The 17,168-nt window shown below is 35.5% G+C and carries 16 protein-coding genes; 3 read left to right on the top strand and 13 right to left on the bottom strand.

Annotated features, from left to right (window positions below):
• The 3 genes from ACP6L2_RS02560 to ACP6L2_RS02550 are packed head-to-tail and all read right to left on the bottom strand — an operon-like array spanning window position 1 to window position 5,819.
• Complete coding sequence (locus tag ACP6L2_RS02560) at window positions 1–1,416, bottom strand: glycogen synthase (RefSeq protein WP_440507737.1); 1,416 nt, start codon at window positions 1,414–1,416, stop codon at window positions 1–3.
• Window positions 1,416–3,332 carry a 1,4-alpha-glucan branching protein GlgB gene (gene glgB / locus ACP6L2_RS02555; protein WP_440508674.1) on the bottom strand — a complete coding sequence of 639 codons (1,917 nt, stop codon included), beginning with the start codon at window positions 3,330–3,332 and terminating at the stop codon, window positions 1,416–1,418. The genes ACP6L2_RS02560 and glgB overlap by 1 nt, the downstream gene beginning before the upstream one ends.
• Window positions 3,333–3,362: 30 nt before the next feature.
• Window positions 3,363–5,819 carry a glycoside hydrolase family 31 protein gene (locus ACP6L2_RS02550; RefSeq protein WP_440507736.1) on the bottom strand — a complete coding sequence of 819 codons (2,457 nt, stop codon included), beginning with the start codon at window positions 5,817–5,819 and terminating at the stop codon, window positions 3,363–3,365.
• 266 nt (window positions 5,820–6,085) lie between these two features.
• On the opposite strand from ACP6L2_RS02550, the gene queA reads away from it, so the two are divergent.
• Window positions 6,086–7,135 carry a tRNA preQ1(34) S-adenosylmethionine ribosyltransferase-isomerase QueA gene (gene queA, locus ACP6L2_RS02545; protein ID WP_440507735.1) on the top strand — a complete coding sequence of 350 codons (1,050 nt, stop codon included), beginning with the start codon at window positions 6,086–6,088 and terminating at the stop codon, window positions 7,133–7,135.
• Window positions 7,136–7,229: 94 nt separating this feature from the next.
• Window positions 7,230–7,919, top strand: coding sequence for a 2-C-methyl-D-erythritol 4-phosphate cytidylyltransferase (ispD, locus tag ACP6L2_RS02540; protein ID WP_440507734.1), 690 nt, complete (start codon window positions 7,230–7,232; stop codon window positions 7,917–7,919).
• A gap of 13 nt (window positions 7,920–7,932) precedes the next feature.
• Here ispD and ACP6L2_RS02535 read toward each other — a convergent pair whose 3' ends face one another.
• The 9 genes from ACP6L2_RS02535 to ACP6L2_RS02495 form a co-directional block, all read right to left on the bottom strand.
• On the bottom strand, window positions 7,933–8,085 hold the full coding sequence (locus ACP6L2_RS02535) for a lmo0937 family membrane protein (RefSeq protein ID WP_344672672.1): 153 nt from the start codon (window positions 8,083–8,085) through the stop codon (window positions 7,933–7,935).
• 108 nt (window positions 8,086–8,193) lie between these two features.
• Entirely contained in the window at window positions 8,194–8,958 is a 765-nt protein-coding gene (locus tag ACP6L2_RS02530) for an MBL fold metallo-hydrolase (RefSeq protein ID WP_440507733.1), read from the bottom strand.
• Window positions 8,955–9,227 (bottom strand): hypothetical protein, encoded by a 273-nt coding sequence (locus tag ACP6L2_RS02525; protein WP_440507732.1) that lies wholly within the window; start codon window positions 9,225–9,227, stop codon window positions 8,955–8,957. The genes ACP6L2_RS02530 and ACP6L2_RS02525 overlap by 4 nt, the downstream gene beginning before the upstream one ends.
• Before the next feature lie 47 nt (window positions 9,228–9,274).
• Complete coding sequence (locus ACP6L2_RS02520; RefSeq protein WP_440507731.1) at window positions 9,275–10,273, bottom strand: glycosyltransferase; 999 nt, start codon at window positions 10,271–10,273, stop codon at window positions 9,275–9,277.
• 1 nt (window position 10,274) lies between these two features.
• Window positions 10,275–11,225 carry a glycosyltransferase family 2 protein gene (locus ACP6L2_RS02515; RefSeq protein ID WP_440507730.1) on the bottom strand — a complete coding sequence of 317 codons (951 nt, stop codon included), beginning with the start codon at window positions 11,223–11,225 and terminating at the stop codon, window positions 10,275–10,277.
• A 69-nt stretch (window positions 11,226–11,294) separates the two neighbouring features.
• A complete protein-coding gene (locus ACP6L2_RS02510) occupies window positions 11,295–11,918 on the bottom strand; it encodes a DUF4199 domain-containing protein (protein WP_440507729.1) in 624 nt (207 codons plus the stop codon).
• 2 nt (window positions 11,919–11,920) lie between these two features.
• Window positions 11,921–12,589 carry a hypothetical protein gene (locus tag ACP6L2_RS02505; protein ID WP_440507728.1) on the bottom strand — a complete coding sequence of 223 codons (669 nt, stop codon included), beginning with the start codon at window positions 12,587–12,589 and terminating at the stop codon, window positions 11,921–11,923.
• Between the two features lies 1 nt (window position 12,590).
• Window positions 12,591–13,856, bottom strand: coding sequence for a dihydroorotase (locus tag ACP6L2_RS02500; RefSeq protein ID WP_440507727.1), 1,266 nt, complete (start codon window positions 13,854–13,856; stop codon window positions 12,591–12,593).
• A gap of 210 nt (window positions 13,857–14,066) precedes the next feature.
• Window positions 14,067–14,633: a UbiX family flavin prenyltransferase gene (locus tag ACP6L2_RS02495; protein ID WP_440507726.1), complete on the bottom strand. Its 567-nt coding sequence runs from the start codon at window positions 14,631–14,633 to the stop codon at window positions 14,067–14,069.
• 588 nt (window positions 14,634–15,221) lie between these two features.
• Here ACP6L2_RS02495 and ACP6L2_RS02490 point away from each other — a divergent pair.
• The gene (locus ACP6L2_RS02490) at window positions 15,222–15,872 is read left to right on the top strand and encodes an ankyrin repeat domain-containing protein (protein ID WP_440507725.1); all 651 of its coding nucleotides are present in this window, start codon (window positions 15,222–15,224) and stop codon (window positions 15,870–15,872) included.
• On the opposite strand, the gene ACP6L2_RS02485 is transcribed toward ACP6L2_RS02490, so the two are convergent.
• The gene (locus ACP6L2_RS02485) at window positions 15,861–17,156 is read right to left on the bottom strand and encodes a DUF2851 family protein (protein WP_440507724.1); all 1,296 of its coding nucleotides are present in this window, start codon (window positions 17,154–17,156) and stop codon (window positions 15,861–15,863) included. The two genes, ACP6L2_RS02490 and ACP6L2_RS02485, sit on opposite strands and share 12 nt — an antisense overlap.
• Window positions 17,157–17,168 lie beyond the last annotated feature (12 nt).

The following is a 17,168-nucleotide window of genomic DNA, read 5'->3' as shown; positions in this document are numbered from 1 at the left end:
TTATTTAAGTAAATGGTTATATAACTCGATGTATTTTCCTGCTGATTTCCCCCATGAGAAATCTAAATTCATTGACTTTTCCCTTAATTGATTTAAGTTTTCTGATTTACTAATAAAACTTAATGCCCGATGGACTGCTTCAACGGCTTGATCAACAACTACTTCTTCAAACTTAAAACCGTATCCCCCATCTTTCACATCGATAACCGTATCTTTCAATCCACCGATATTACGGACAATTGGAATAGTTCCATATTTTAAGGCATAAAGCTGATTTAAGCCACATGGTTCAACTCGTGAGGGCATAATTAGTAAATCAGATGCAGCATAAACTTGATGTGCCAATTCTTCATTGTACCCCAAATAAACTGCAATTCCTTGTTCAAAACGATCAGTTAATTCGGCGATGTGTGCTTGAATTTCAGGATCTCCTGACCCTAAAATGAATATATTTAACTTTCCAGCTTGATCATGGATTAACTCATCTACAATTTCTGGAAGAATATCTGCTCCCTTTTCACCAGCAAACCTACCAATGAAGCTTAGTAAAGGAAGTGCCGGATCTAAACCGTAGGTTGAGCATAACATTTCCTTATTCTTCTTTTTGCCTTCTTCCACAGACACTATTTCATAATTTGCCTTAATTTGAGCATCAATCGCAGGATCCCAATAAGCAGTATCTATTCCGTTTACTATGCCCGTTGCTTTCTGACGCTCATCATAAAACAGGTTTTGTAAGCCATTAGCATCTTGAAATAATTCAGTCAAATAGCCCTCAGAAACGGTGGTATAAGCATCACAACACTTGATAGCAGTAGCAAGTGGATTAATCAATCCATCCCAATCCAATAAACCCCACTTCCAGGTATCGAATGCGGGTAGAATAATACCCTTATTCCAATTCATCCAACCTTGGTATTGACCATTATGTACTGTAAATACAGTCTTCACCTTGTCAAATACCTTATAATCTATACTGTGTTGAATTAAAAAAGGTATTAAGCCAACATGATGATCATGGCAATGAATGATATCAGGAAAAATAGAATTTGATTTGATGTAACGTAGAAATGCATGTTGAAAAGCGATCCATTGATCAGCCTCATCCGCATAGCAATACACTTCTTCTCGATCCAATAAACCAGGTATCCGGATTAAATACAGAGGGAATCCTAAGGTATCTTGTTTCTCTTTGAGCACCTCATAATTCAACAAAATCGAACCTTGATAAAAATCACCTTTGGCAACTACATCAAAATCATGGTCTTTTACGAATTTCCTTTTGAAATAAGGCATGATGACAGAGGCATCTATACCCATTTCCCGTTGATATTTCGGTAAAGCTCCGACAACATCAGCTAAGCCACCTACTTTGGCGACTGGAAAACATTCTACGCTTAAATGGAAAACTTTCATTACTTCATTTTTCGTTTAAAAATTAATCCAGCTAAAGGAGGCAAGTCTAAGGAAATAGATTGTTTTTGGTTCATCCAGAAAACCGGATCAGCAGTAACTGATTTCTTCACAGCAATACCACTTCCATTGTAGGTTTGGTCATCAGAATTTAATAAAAGTTCCCATTCACCTGGATGAGGAACTCCTAATCGGAAATTCCTACGTACTATTGGTGTCAAGTTTAAAACAACGACTAAATCATTTTCCATATCATGTCCTCTTCTGCAATAGGCAAATACACTATTTGCGCGATCTTCTAGTTCAATCCAAAAGAAACCTTCAGGACTAAAAGCCTTTTCATAAAGTGCAGGGTATGCCTGATAGAGCTCATTCATCTTACTAACAAACTTTTTAATAGATAAATGAGGTTTAAATTGCAATAAATGCCAATCTAAAGATTGGTTGACATTCCATTCAGAAGTCTGGCCAAACTCTCCTCCCATAAACAAAAGTTTTGTTCCAGAGAAGGTGTACATAAATAAATAAAGGGCTCTTAAATTGGCGAATTTCTGCCACTCATCACCCGGCATTTTATAGATTAAAGATTGTTTTCCATAAACTACTTCATCATGTGACAAGGGTAACATAAAGTTTTCAGTATAGGCATACACAGCACTAAATGTTAATTTATCGTGATGATGAGCACGGTTAATAGGATCTTCTTTGAAATAAGATAGGGTATCATGCATCCATCCCATCATCCATTTCATCCCAAAACCCAATCCATTATCAAAAGTAGCTCTACTTACGCCGGGCCAGGAAGTAGATTCCTCAGCAATAGTTTGAACGTGCGGGAAATATTTGGACACAGCTTCATTTAATTCCTTTAAGAATGAAACAGCTTCCAAATTTTCATTTCCGCCTAATTCATTAGGATCCCATTCGCCTTCATTACGCGAATAATCCAAATATAACATAGAAGCAACTGCATCCACACGCAGACCATCAATATGATATCGATCTAACCAGAAAAAGGCATTACTTATCAAGAATGAACGAATTTCATTTCGCCCATAATTGAAGATATAAGATTGCCAGTCGGGATGAAAGCCCTTCTTAGGATCAGCATGTTCAAAAAGATGCGTTCCATCAAACTTATACAAACCATGGCTATCACCTGGAAAATGCGATGGCACCCAATCCAAAATAACACCAATGTTATGCTTATGTAGTTCCTCAATTAAGAACATAAGATCTTGGGGACCGCCGTAACGAGAGGTAGCAGCAAAATAACCCGTAATCTGATAACCCCAAGAAGGATAATATGGATGTTCCATGACTGGCATAAATTCTACATGCGTATAATTCATCTCATGCAGGTAAGGAACAAGTCTTTCGGCTATTTCACGGTAACTTAAAAACTTTTCCGGGATTTTAGGATCTCTCATCCAAGAGCCTAGGTGCATTTCATAAACAGAAAAAGGTCGGTCTAATGCATTTCTTTCTCTACGATTATACATCCACTCAGAATCTTCCCAGGCATACCAAGTTGTGGAAACAATGGATGCTGTTTTAGGCGGTACTTCGGCATGCAAAGCAAATGGATCAGCCTTTTCCAGATGTTCACCCGTATTGGAATGAATATGGTATTTATAAACTTCTCCATTTTTCAAAGCAGGAATAAAACCTTCCCATATACCACTACTATCCCAGCGGACCTGCAATTTATGTAAATGTGGATTCCATCCATTGAAATCTCCAATTACAGATACTTCCAAAGCATTTGGTGCCCATACTGCAAAGTAAACGCCGGGAACACCTTCAACAGTAAGTTCCCTTGAACCTAATTTCTCATAAAGTTTATAATGTCTTCCCGCTCTAAACAAAAAAACATCGAATTCGGATAATAAAGTATGCGATACTACAGCGTCTGGCATATATTGGTCTATAAATGTGTTTTTCAAAGGTTATTGTATTGTGATTTTTTTGAAATCTCGTTCTATTTTAATGAATGTATGGCCTTCAGCATCCTTTTCAAGATCTACTTGTAAACCATCTACTTTAACAGTTTTTGCTACAAACGGTAATCCAATTAAACATAGTTTAAAATCGCTATAATAAGGCGTATAAATCCCTTGCTCTCCTTGCATTATACTTACTGAGTTGAGTGTACAATCTGCAATAAAATGTTTTTCCACATACACCCCTTGTTCATAAGCAAAGGTTTCTCCATGATCCGAATAAAGGGTAGATTCATGTTGTCCTAAGGCGAAGTAAAAGTTCAACTGTAAGGATTCTACTTTCTTTTCTCCGGTAAACTGCATTACAGGATATTCTGGAATTATGGAACCACCACGGACAAAAAATGGCATTTCATCTAATGGTGTCGCAATGGTATGTTCTTTCCCTCCTTCGTAGGAACTATTATCAAAATAATAATACCATGTACCTTCTGGTAGATATACAATTTTCTCTAATTGACCAGGATGTAGTACCGGGGAAACCAATAATTGACTCCCAAAGGTAAATTCCTCTTCACGTTGTAGATTTTTAGCTATATGCTGTTCAATCAAGGCAATTGGTCTTAAAATTGGTTCGCCATATTTATGTTGTAACCAAAAACTCGTATAAATATACGGAAGAAGTTTATAACGTAATTCAATAAATTTTTTACAGATTTTTTCCCAATCAGGACCAAAGCTCCAAGGCTCCCGATCTCGAGTATCACCAGCAGAGTGCACACGCATAAAAGGTGAGAATACACCAAATTGCATCCAACGAGTATACAATTCACCATCAGGTTCACCAGTAAATCCACCGATATCCGTTCCACAGAAAGATAAGCCGGATACGGATAACCGTTGTAACTGTAAGGTTCCTATTCGCAGGTGCTCCCATGTAGCAATATTATCCCCAGTCCAAACGGATGAATAACGCTGTGTACCTGAATAAGCAGCTCGAGAAATGGTAAAAGGCCGTTTATTCTTATAAAGTTTTTTTAGACCGTCGTAGGTAGCTCGAACCATCTGCATACCGTAAATATTGTGAGCCTTCCGGTGCGAGCCCCTGTGCCCTTCAAATTGATGCCTAACATCATCTGGAAAAGTACCACGACCAAAAACTGCTGGTTCATTCATATCATTCCAAAATCCTGCTACACCATCTTCTACTAGACCCTTATATAAAGTACCCCACCATTGTCTTACTTCTGGATTTGTAAAATCAGGGAATTGACATCTACCTGGCCATACAAAACCTTCCATAAAATAGTCATCTCCTCTCCTACAGAAATAATTATTCTGCTGCCCTTGTTTAAATACCCAATAACTATCATCGACTTTGATTCCTGGGTCTATCATAACAACAGTTTTAAAACCGTTTGCTGATAGATCTGCAATCATTTTCTTTGGATCTGGAAAATAACGTTTGTTCCAAGTAAAACAACGATATCCATCCATATAGTCTATATCAAGATAGATGGCATCGCAAGGGATTTCACGCTTACGGAATTCGTAGGCTGTCTCACGAACTTTATTTTCTGGATAATAACTCCAGCGACATTGATGGTATCCCAATGCCCAAAGTGCCGGCATATAATGTGTTCCAGTTAAACTGTGATAACGTTTAACTACGTCCATCATTTGGGGACCATGAATGTAATAATATTGCAATTCACCTCCCTCAGACCAAAAAGATGTTTGATTTTGATTCTCCGAAGCAAAATCGAAGAAAGTCTTAAAAGTATTATCAAAGAAAATTCCATAGGCCTTTCCTTTGGTAATTCCAATATAGAATGGAATGGTCTTATATAATGGGTCTTGGTTGAAAGCATAAGAATAGGTATCTGAATTCCAATTCTTCACGCGTCTCCCACGTAAATTCAAATTAGAGGCCTTATCACCTAATCCAAAGAAGACTTCATCCGATTGAGCTTCCTTAGTACAATACACATAATATCCGCCATAGTCTTGATTTTCCTCCCAGTGCATTGCAGAAAAATCATTGTTTAATACTTCACCATTCTCTTCTGAGAAACTGATAAAGAAATTACTTTTTTTAACTGAACATGTTACTGTATTTGTTTTTACATGATAGTGCGTTTCAGTTTCATTCAATTCGTACGACACATAATTATCTTCTTTAAAGCTGATGGCATAAGAGAAATCTTCTAGGAAAGATCCCTCAGGGGCCAAACGAACTCGGATAATGTCCTCGGAGAATACCTTTACCTCAACTTTCGAACGACCATCCGTAAAGTAGAAAGAATTTCTTTCTTGAGTATATCCGGTAACCTGAGATAGGTACTGTTTTTCAATACGTGGTAAATCCAAAACTGGATTATTCACGTGGTGCATTTCTTCTAAAGTATCTTGTATTGGAAATAGGTCATTCGCAAAATCTTCTTTTCTTGTAGTATCTGCCATAAAAGTTAGTTCTGTAGAATTTATAATAGCCTGTGAAAGCTCGTTTTAAATTACAATATATTTTAATGAAATCAATATTAATTAAAAATTTATTGGTTTTTCTGTTATGTTTTTAAATCACCATTTACAAATAACGAACATTTTCTTGCTTAGTTTGTATAAAGTATTGTGACTTAATAATTATTTAATTTTTCGTACTTTTGTATGCCTTTTTAAATTCTAGCCCCAGTAAGGCTAGAGGGCAAATTTTGACGCATTTATATAAAATGAAATTATCTCAATTTAACTTCAATCTGCCAGAGTCTTTATTGGCTTCTGAACCTTCTGAACAAAGAGACGAATCTCGTTTAATGGTTTTACACCGTGATTCAGGTAAAATAGAGCACAAAATCTTTAAAGATGTGCTTGACTACTTCGATGATAAAGATGTAATGATCTTAAACAACACCAAGGTTTTCCCTGCCCGTATGTATGGTAACAAAGAGAAAACTGGTGCTACTATTGAAGTATTCCTTTTAAGAGAATTAAATAAAGAATTACGTCTATGGGATGTGTTGGTTGACCCAGCACGTAAAATCCGTGTAGGCAATAAATTATATTTTGGTGATGATGATTTATTAGTTGCTGAAGTAGTTGATAACACAACATCACGCGGTCGTACAATTCGTTTCTTATTTGACGGAACTGATGAGGAATTTCGTAAAAACATTGAAATTCTTGGTGAAACCCCACTTCCTAAATATATCAAACGTAAAGCAACACCAGAAGATAAATTCCGTTACCAAACAATCTATGCAAAAAATGAAGGTGCAGTTGCTGCTCCTACCGCGGGACTTCACTTCTCTAGAGAATTGATGAAACGTCTTGAATTAAAAGGGGTTGATTTCGCTGAGGTAACATTACACGTAGGTTTAGGAACATTCCGTACTGTTGAAGTAGAGGATTTAACCAAACATAAAATGGACTCAGAACAGTTTATCATCACTGATGAGGCTGCTCGCGTAGTGAATAAAGCAATTGATACAAAACGCCGTATTTGTGCTGTAGGAACTACATCTATGCGTGCAATTGAATCCTCAGTTTCTGCTGACAAACACTTGAAAGCAGCTAACGATTGGACAAGTAAATTCATCTATCCGCCATACGATTTCAGTATTGCAAACTCGATGATAACCAATTTTCACACACCTCAATCTACATTATTGGTGATGATTGCAGCGTTTGCTGGATATGAAAATGTCATGAACGCTTATGAAGTAGCTGTAAAAGAAAAATACCGTTTCTACAGCTATGGTGATGCTATGTTGATTATATAATTTCACCTGAAAAAATATAAGGGCAGGTTTTTCAACCTGCCTTTTTTTATAAATACAATGTATAATTTGTATTTGAAAATCTAAACTACAATTCATGGAAAACAAATATGTAATTATTGTTGCAGCAGGAACAGGGTCTAGAGTTGGAGGGAATTTGCCCAAGCAATATATTCCAATCAACGGTAAACCTATATTGATGTACACCATTGAGAAGTTTTATCACTCTGAAACTAAACCAGAAATTGTAGTAGTAATAGCAAAAGAGATGGAGGCACTTTGGAATAATCTCTGTCTAGAACATGGATTTCAAATCCCACATCATATTTGTTATGGAGGCGACTCACGCTTTCAAAGTGTGAAGAATGGAATCGATTATATTCACTACGAAATATCAGCAAAATCCACTGAAGGGATTATAGCAATCCACGATGCCGCACGACCATTTCTTTCATCTAATTTAATTGATTTATTATTTCTTGAAGTAGAAAAAGGGAATAAAGCTGTGGTACCAGCAATTAAAAGTAGTAGTTCGGTCCGTATTGGCACAATGAATAAAAATTCTGCAATGGATCGAGAAAATGTATGGTTAATTCAAACTCCTCAAGTGTTTGATGCTTTTATCTTAAAAGCAGCCTATAAACAACAGGAGAAACCAGAGTTTACTGATGACGCTTCAGTAGTAGAGAAAATGAGCAATAACATCCTCATTTTCCCAGGTGAACATGAAAACATGAAAATCACCTATGAATCTGATTTAGCTATTGCTCAGTTATTATTAATGTAATAAACTCGAGGTTTTAGGCGTTGCCTCGTATTACTCTAAGTAATACTACAATAATTGCAATCACCAATAAAATGTGGATAATACCACCACTTGCATAACCTCCGAAGAAGCTAATTGCCCAAATAATTACTAAAATTACTGCGATTAAATACAAAATATTTCCCATAATAGATCAAATTTTAATGTTTAACAATTAATTTATACCAATAAATGTGATTTCATTAAGTTGAACAAGGAAACTTGATATTTGTTTTATTTGGTCAATTATTTTTTATTAAAATTCGACAACTAACTGGTCATAAGACAGAAATATTTCAGAAGGGAGTAATCTTTCAATGTCTTTATGTTTACCAAATCGATGACTAATATGAGTCAAAAAGGTCTTTTCAGGTTGGATTCTATTGGAAACTTCAATAGCCTCCTCGAGTGTTAGGTGGGAAATATGAGGTTCTTGCTGTAATGCATTTAGCACAAGAATTTTTACTCCTCTGAGTAATTCAAAGGATTCTTCGGAAATGGTTTTGGCATCTGTAATGTAAGCAAAATCATCAATCCGAAAACCTAAAACAGGCATTTTATAGTGAAGCACCTCAATTGGCAGGATAGATTTACCATATAGTTCAAAGGCTTGACCCGGGAAAATTTCTTCTAATTCGAGCTGAGGGACGCCAGGATATTTAAAATCGGAAAAGGCATAGTAAAATTCCTTTTTTAAAGCCTCGTGTGTGGCTTTATTGGAATAGATAGGTATAGATTGCTGTTGCTGGTAATTAAAAGCTCTTACATCATCTAAACCCGCAACATGGTCTTTGTGAGAGTGGGTCATCAATACAGCATCCAGGCGTAAAACCTTTTCTCTAAGCATTTGATAACGAAAATCTGGTCCAGTATCAACAACAACCGAGTGTCCATTGTACTCCAAAAGAATAGATGAGCGCAGTCTTTTATCATGCTTATCTTTGGATAGACAGACAGCACATTGGCAAGCTATTACGGGCACACCTTGCGAAGTTCCTGTTCCTAAAAATGTGACTCTCAAATCGTTAATTTCGTTTGTTTAATTTGCTGATAAAAAGATTTCAATTTCTCCCCTACTAATTGTTCGTTTATAGGAATGGACTGAAGGATCTGAATAAGTGATTGAACCTTCATATCGACACTGGAAAATTTATTGACCACTATAACTTTTGAATTTTGAAGCATGCAGGCTCCAGTTCTAAATGAACCTTTTTCAAATCTTAACCGATAACCTTGCTCTTTAAATAAGAGCTCCAATTTATCCAAACTAGTTTGTGTCAATGCGATCATAATCTCTAATTACAATTTACAAAAGCTAATTAAATTTATCAAGAACCCTACTTTCGAGGGTAGAGTTTACTTATCGTATATTCACTAAGAAAACCAGAACCATAAGCAATTAGTTGCGTATAAGCCGCAATAACTGCTAGGAAAGCTACCTTTAAACTCTTGCATGTTATAATTGCATGAATAAACAGCATAAACGTATATAATACAAGAAGTAAATTCCCTAAAGTACCTAGTAAGCTTAAAATATAAATTCCATTCATTGTCAATAAATTAATAGCATTGATCATAAAAAGTACGACTAAACCAACAACGAAAACTGCAGGTAAAGCATGAACTGGTTTTAATTCCGATGGATATCTTTTAAAAATATCGATTCTCCCCTTTCCAAAACTATTGGTCTGCTTATAGAACTGTTGGAAACTTGTTCTTCTTTTATGGTAAACAAAGGCTTCAGGTATTAGTCCTACCTTAAACCCTGAATTGATCATTCGAATACTAAACTCAATGTCTTCAGAACGTCTAGAAAGTTTAAAACCTCCGGTTTCTTCCCAAACTTTTCTTGAAATCCCAAGATTAAAACTACGAGGATGAAACTGTCCTACATGCTTTTTATTTCCTCGAATTCCGCCTGTAGTAAAAGGACTAGTCATGGAATAACTAATTGCTTTCTGAATTGGGGTAAATGATGCGTGTGCAGCATCAGGTCCACCAAAAGCATCTAGTTGATCACGTTCAATTCCTTCAATAACTCTTAATAAATAATCAGGTGGTACAATGATATCTGAATCAAACACAATAAAATAATCACCTTTAGCCTGCTCAAAGCCATAATTCCGAGCAAAACCTTGACCCTCGTTATCTTTAAAAAAATAACGAACATTCAATTTATTACTAAATTGTTCAACAATATGTTCGGCCTTATTAATAGATCCGTCCTCAACAATAATTATTTCAAAATCCTTATAGCTTTGATCTAAAAGAGAATTCAATAGTTCTTTTATTTCAACGGGTCTATTATAAAGAGGAATAATTATAGAAAAGAACATCTTAGATGACTTGGTCAATATGGTACTTATTTCTATCGCTGCCGTTTCTTGAAATTAATTCTGCAACAAAACCTGTTAAAAACAATTGAGATCCTATTAAAATAGCAACCAAAGAAAGGTAGAATAAAGGTTGATCAGTAACATTACGGTATTCAGTTCCATTGGCAATGCTCATCAATTTTTCGATGATCAAATAAATGGTAATAAAAATCCCCAATAAAAAACTTATTACACCTAACGGTCCAAAAAAGTGCATAGGACGTTTAGCAAACTTCCCAACGAAAAAGATGGACATTAAATCTAAAAATCCTTTTACAAAACGTCCAGGACCAAATTTAGTAGTTCCATATTTTCGAGGGTAATGTTGAACTACCTGTTCTTGAATATTGTTAAACCCTGCCCATTTCGCTAATACTGGAATATATCGGTGCATCTCTCCATAAACCTCGATACTCTTTACTACATCCTTCTTATAAGCCTTTAATCCACAATTGAAATCATGAAGGTTGTCAATACCAGACATGCTACGAGTGGCAGAATTAAAAAGTTTGGTAGGTATGGTTTTCGTTAATGGATCATAACGTTTCTTTTTCCATCCGGAGACTAAATCTGCGCCTTGGTTCCTAATGCGATCATAGAGCTCTGGAATTTCATCTGGGCTATCCTGTAAATCAGCGTCCATGGTAATCACAACATCTCCTTGCGCTGCTGCAAAACCAACATTTAAGGCAGCGGATTTACCATAGTTTCTACGGAATCGAATTCCTGTGATGTGTTCATTGTTAGCCTTAAGAGCTTGAACAACTTGCCAAGACTTATCCTTACTTCCATCGTCAACCAAAACAATCTCATAGGTGAAATTATTCTCATCCATGACACGTTTGATCCATGCACATAATTCCGGAAGGGACTCCTCTTCGTTGTATAAAGGTACTACTACTGATATATCCATATTAAATAATGAACAAAGGTATCATTTTTAGATGATACCTTTTATTTCACAAAAAGATTCTCTTTTAAATTATACTTGTTGATTTGAATCATTCTGCCAAGGATGAGCAGCATCATCATTTTCAACACGCTTGAAAATTGGTGCTTCTTTCTTGAAAATAGCTGCTAAAATCAATGCAAAAACAAAGTAGACTAAAAAATAAATAAATAACCCAAAGATATTTTGACCAATAGACAAGGAACCTAAAGCTTCTTGTTGTTGATCCAGTTTAGCCATGATATCATCAATTTGCTCATCAGTAGCATTTGCTGACTCATAGAATTCTAAGGTCATATTTTTAGTATTTTCTAAAACTGCATCTTGAAAACCTGGCATTTGCCAATTCAACAACATCGTACCGATAGTACCAATTGTTGCAGTAATGGCAAGCATAATGAAAATATTTTTCAATGCTGTAGTAAAGCTCCAATAACCGCCATTTGCAGTTCTTAGAGAGCGACAAAAAATTACGACTAAAATTAAAAATGGGACATAATTAATCGCTCCTGCATAAATTGCAGAAGTCATTAAACTTGTTCCATTCTTAGTCACATACATAGATGCTAGAGCTAAAATAAAGGATACCACCCCTAGGATAATACCATAGGTAATTACTTTTTTCTTAAGGATCGGGTTTTCTGCTGTTAATTCCATAATTATTGGTTGTAGTTTTGCATTAGTTCATATAATGCTAAAGATAGGGATTTATTTGCAGCATGTTTTTTAAAATCTTCAACTTGAGCGTCATTCGGTTTTTGTTCATTGAAAAATGAAATCAATGGATAAAACAATTCCGATAACTCTTCCTCTTCATCAATAGTATTTGCCACTTTAGCAATTTCGGCGTATGAACTATCAACTAATATTTGATTCGCTATTACAGGCTCATAGATTGAATATTCATCTTGAAACTCGTCTTCTTCCACCAATAGAAATTCTTTTAGGAAATCATCTAAAGATGGTTCGATTTCATCGTCAGCACACTCTTTAAGGTACAAAAGAATATTTAACAATTCCGATCCTCTATCGATTGTTTCATCTTCAATCGCTTCCCATTCTTCAGATTCCAAATAATCTTCTTCTAATTTCTGAACATCTTCTGAGAAGAAATTAATCATTAAAAGGTCGAAATAGTACTCACGCAATTCTTCAAAGCGCTGATGATCATCAAATACAGCATCTAAATCTGCTACCTTATCCATGAAAGGTTTGTCAGCATCAAATACTGTCACTAAAGCAGCACGAAACGCTGCTGCATCTATGTTTTCATTCTTAGCATATGCTTTTAAACTAGCATCAAATGCTTTCAATACGTTTGCTTCCATATTAATTATTTTTTATTACCTGATTATTGTTCAAAACAGCAAGGACTTTCCCAGTCACTTCCTGTCCGAACCATGGTGAATTTGAAGACTTGGATTTATTTGATTTAGCATCCAAAGTCCATTTTTTATCTGTACTGAACAATACTAGATTTGCTTCAGTTCCAACTTCTATTTTTGGAATTGGCAAATTCAATATACTTCTAGGGTTTACTGCTAATTTTTCAACAATTTGCTCAACACTCAATCCTGCTTTTAACAGCATAGGCAGGGCAGTTTGTGCAGCAATAATCCCATCTTTTGCAATTTGGAATTCTACATCCTTAAACTCAATTTCTTGAGGTGTATGTTGTGAAACTATCGCATCAATTACTCCATCCTTCAACCCTTTCAACAAGGCTTTTACATCTTTTTTAGTACGTAGTGGAGGACTAACTTTATAATGGCTATCGAAGGATTTAACATCTTCATCTGTGAACAACAAATTATGAGCAGCTACATCACAAGTAACTTTGATACCCTTTGCTTTTGCTTTTTTTATTAAATCAACTGATTCTTCAGTTGAAATGGTACTAAAATGTATTCTAGATTCATTGTACTCGGCAAGAAATAAATCTCTTGAAATCATAATGGATTCGGCCAAATTAGGAATCCCTTTCATACCCAAATAGGTACTAACTTCTCCTTCATTCATTTTATTATCTCCGGCAATTGATTCGTCTTGCGCAAAAGATAGAATTAGCCCATCAAAACCCTTAGCATATAATAAAGCACGCCCCATTAGACCAGCCTGTTGAACACTGCGGGTTCCATCAGTAAATGCAATAGCCCCAGTAATCTTCATATCATATAACTCAGCTAACTCATTTCCTTCTCGCTTCTTACTCAGTGCCCCAACTGGGAATACATCAACCAAATTTCCTTTTGCAGAATTTACAATTAATGCAACTTCTGAACGTGAATGAATTGGTGGATTGGTATTTGGATGCACAGCAACTCCCGTGAAGCCACCAGCTGCTGATGCTGCGCTACCTGTTTGAATATCTTCTTTAGTTTCATACCCAGGCTCACCAAAATTAACATTGAGGTCAAAGAAACCAATAGATAAATAACTGCCTTTCCCGTCTATCTCTTCGAATTTACCCTCAGCTTTAATCTTCTTTCCGATCTGTTCGATCTTGCCATTTTTTACCAATACATCTACCGATGTCATATGCAGTGGATGCCCAGCTGAAACCAATGTTGCAGAAGTGATTAATATTGTTGCCATGAATTTTGTTGAAAAATCAAAAAATTAGTAATGCTTGTTTTGCTTAAGTTGATGAAACTTAGGGCAGATAGAAAAGATTCTTTCAAATGAGCATTCTCAAAAACCTTTCTTTGCAATCGACTTGCCTTTAATGAAGTAATAAACCCTTGTTTCATTAAAAAACAAAAATACAAAAACGTTTCTATTTAACGGATAAAATTATCGTAAAAACTATTTACCCCAACGGTAGGTAGCTAAATCCAATCCGATCATATCCAATACCCGATCAATCACAGTAGCTGCTAATTCCTCGAAAGTGGAAGGTCTACTATAAAACGAAGGAGATGCTGGACATATCACCCCTCCTGCAAGCGTAACTGCTTGCATATTCTGAATATGAATTAAATTCAGTGGAGTTTCCCGGGTTATTAAAATTAACTTTCGTCGTTCCTTCAGCATAACATCGGCAGCTCGCGTTGTCAAATCTGAAGAAGTACCTTGAGCAATCCTAGCCATTGTTCCCATAGAACAAGGCACTACGATCATTGAGTCAAATTTCGCAGATCCGGATGCAAAAGGCGCCATGAAATCATTCTTCTGATAAAACTTAAAATTATAATCTGAAAAACTTTGATTACCTAATTCGAATTGCCAAACATCTTTAGCATTATCTGACATAACAATCCCTACCTCTTCAATCTGATCTTCTAATAATTGCAATTTATCTAATAAGACTTTTGCATAAATTGATCCTGATGCTCCAGTAATAGCAACTACGATTTTCTTCTTTGGATTCATACCTGTAAAGTTAAACATAAAAGCTATCCCGAGACCATTCTATAAGCAATTCTTTTAGATTGACTAGCCCATAAATATGGTTAAGTAAAGTTTAAAACAACCCATCATTATAGTTGAATTTATAACCTAGTTGTAAAATATTCCTTTGAATGCCTAAAGACGAATATTTACATGGATTTCCACAACTCCCATACGCAGGATATAAATTAAAATTTTTAGAAAAGTCCATTTCTGTTCAAAACAAAGCATAAAATATTCTAGAAAGAATGAAGTTGAGAAAGCACCGAAAAATAAAAAAGGGTCGAATTTGACTAATTCGACCCTACATCTACCTATGAAAAACATGCCCTTGGGGAGGGCATTACAAAAGTAATTATAACTCTAAAAAATTAATAGAAATTATATTCTTAAATCACTTTTTGTAGACGATTAGCTACAAAAATTAAATGATGTTCGTTAACGTTAAAAAATATTAATATAGATACAGTAAATTTTGCATAAAGTCTAAGGACCTAAACTCCATATTTTCTTGAATTGACAATACGAAATTAACTTTTTTTTATTTATTTCGTAATAAATTGTCACTTTATGAGCTTATCGGTACTGGAAGAATATATTGAAACTGGAAACTACCAAGATTTAGATCTTTTATTAAGCAGAAATCCTGCATTAGTAAGAGAAGATACAAGTCACGATATTTCACCTTTACTTCTTGCTTGTTATTACCAAAAGACTCAGATAGTACAAACCATTTTAAAGTACATAACTAGTATTTCTATACATGAAGCTTGTGCAGCTGGTTTGACTGAGCATGTACAATTTATGGTGGAACAAAAGCCAGAAGTTATAAACGAACTCTCCTCACATGGTTTTTATCCATTAGGCATTGCTGCTCATTTTGGAAAAGAAGACATCATAAGAATTTTACTGAGAAATGGTGCAAATCCAAACTCTCCATCTCAAAATGGTTATATGGTCTATCCAATTCATGCAGCATTATCAAATCAACATGATATGATTGCAAAAATGCTAGTAGAAGCGGGAGCAGAAGTCAATGTACTTCAACAATCAAGAATTTCTCCCTTACATTTGGCTGCTCAACAAGGTAATATCGAAATGATCATTATCTTATTAGAAAACGGTGCAGATATCAATATCCGAACTGATTTGGGATTGACTGCTTCAGATTTAGCACAAGAAAAGGGGTTCCATGAAATCGCCGCAATATTAAAGGCTTAAAGGCTGTTGTAATATGTAAGCACCGATAGGACAGTTCAAGCAACGTTTTACATCACAATAATTTGATTGTAAATGTATTAAACCTTGACTTTCCATTGCACTGTAACTGGGCAAACCTGCCTTTCTATAGTTTCTACTTATTACATTGTCTTCTGCGGCAATGCCTTCCAACCATTCCATAGCCTTGTCCATATAATTTGCTTGGCGAATATGTTTTCCATAAGCGAACAACAATGGTGCAAAACAATTAATTGCTAAAATATCCAAAAATGCTTCGGTCAATGCCGTGCTATGATCTTCGGTACTCTTCTCAAAATGATAATGCCTTCGCCAAAATGTAGGGATTACAATATCTCTAATTTCTACCTTCAAATCTTCGATTGCATAAACATTTAAAATCCTGGAGAACCAATTAATATGCAATGAATATAAGCCCGCTAATTGTGCCATTTTTAAGGTAGGAAAATTATAAGGACGCATACGTAAGAACTTCCATTGAAAGGAAGTCATTTCAGAAAGCCCATGAGAATGTTTTAAAAACTGATATTCATTTTTCAAATTCAACACGTAACTATCTTTTCCTTTGTAGGCATTCAAATAACCGGCTTGACCAAAAAACATGGCCTGTATTTGCCTTGGTTTATCACTTATCTTGCTTAAAATTCGCAAAGAAATAAGCTCACTCCAATCTAAAAAGGCTTGCTTATTAACCTTAAAGCCAAAAGCTCCTGCAATTAAACTCAAAGTAACCCGTTCCCAATCTCCATTATAACGTTCATGCAAAGTCATGATTTGTTTGGTTTTAGATTCCAAACGTTCAACTGCGGAACGTTGAATAGCTTGCAACTTGACATGCATTGGAATGTGTTTCATTCTATAAGCACATGCCAACCAATTGCCATTATGCAAAAGACCCATTGCTTTACCCAGTAACCCCTCTTCTACTTGATTATTAAGAACCAAATTAGGGATCCAGGTACCATCCGATAAATAACAAGAAGAATCCCCCATCCATACAACATGTAAGATTACCGTATTGTAAGCAGGATCCTGATGATGCCGATGTAACATCCATTCCTTTGATTCCACGTGTAATTCAACATGCCCATACCAGCGTTGTTTGTCTATTAACAATTCAGAAAATAGAAAATCAGGACCAGCATCAACATTATATCTTCCGGGTGATATAACCTCAACTGATTTGCCGCAACTTGTTTGTAGGTGAAAAGGTCTAAATAGCTGAAACCGCCAAATGAAATGCAATAGCTCTTCTGGAATTCTCATTCCTAAAGCTAA

This window comes from Sphingobacterium lactis (assembly GCF_051951495.1).
In the GTDB taxonomy this organism is placed as follows: domain Bacteria; phylum Bacteroidota; class Bacteroidia; order Sphingobacteriales; family Sphingobacteriaceae; genus Sphingobacterium; species Sphingobacterium lactis_A.
The sequence above is the reverse complement of the archived record's forward strand: the minus strand, read 5'-3'. Positions and strand labels throughout refer to the sequence as shown.

Coding starts and splice junctions, on each gene's coding strand:
- ACP6L2_RS02560 (WP_440507737.1), bottom strand. CDS start 1,416: ATGAAAGTTTTCCATTTAAGCGTAGAATGTTTTCCAGTCGCCAAAGTA.
- glgB (WP_440508674.1), bottom strand. CDS start 3,332: ATGCCAGACGCTGTAGTATCGCATACTTTATTATCCGAATTCGATGTT.
- ACP6L2_RS02550 (WP_440507736.1), bottom strand. CDS start 5,819: ATGGCAGATACTACAAGAAAAGAAGATTTTGCGAATGACCTATTTCCA.
- queA (WP_440507735.1), top strand. CDS start 6,086: ATGAAATTATCTCAATTTAACTTCAATCTGCCAGAGTCTTTATTGGCT.
- ispD (WP_440507734.1), top strand. CDS start 7,230: ATGGAAAACAAATATGTAATTATTGTTGCAGCAGGAACAGGGTCTAGA.
- ACP6L2_RS02535 (WP_344672672.1), bottom strand. CDS start 8,085: ATGGGAAATATTTTGTATTTAATCGCAGTAATTTTAGTAATTATTTGG.
- ACP6L2_RS02525 (WP_440507732.1), bottom strand. CDS start 9,227: ATGATCGCATTGACACAAACTAGTTTGGATAAATTGGAGCTCTTATTT.
- ACP6L2_RS02520 (WP_440507731.1), bottom strand. CDS start 10,273: ATGTTCTTTTCTATAATTATTCCTCTTTATAATAGACCCGTTGAAATA.
- ACP6L2_RS02515 (WP_440507730.1), bottom strand. CDS start 11,225: ATGGATATATCAGTAGTAGTACCTTTATACAACGAAGAGGAGTCCCTT.
- ACP6L2_RS02510 (WP_440507729.1), bottom strand. CDS start 11,918: ATGGAATTAACAGCAGAAAACCCGATCCTTAAGAAAAAAGTAATTACC.
- ACP6L2_RS02505 (WP_440507728.1), bottom strand. CDS start 12,589: ATGGAAGCAAACGTATTGAAAGCATTTGATGCTAGTTTAAAAGCATAT.
- ACP6L2_RS02500 (WP_440507727.1), bottom strand. CDS start 13,856: ATGGCAACAATATTAATCACTTCTGCAACATTGGTTTCAGCTGGGCAT.
- ACP6L2_RS02495 (WP_440507726.1), bottom strand. CDS start 14,633: ATGAATCCAAAGAAGAAAATCGTAGTTGCTATTACTGGAGCATCAGGA.
- ACP6L2_RS02490 (WP_440507725.1), top strand. CDS start 15,222: ATGAGCTTATCGGTACTGGAAGAATATATTGAAACTGGAAACTACCAA.
- ACP6L2_RS02485 (WP_440507724.1), bottom strand. CDS start 17,156: ATGAGAATTCCAGAAGAGCTATTGCATTTCATTTGGCGGTTTCAGCTA.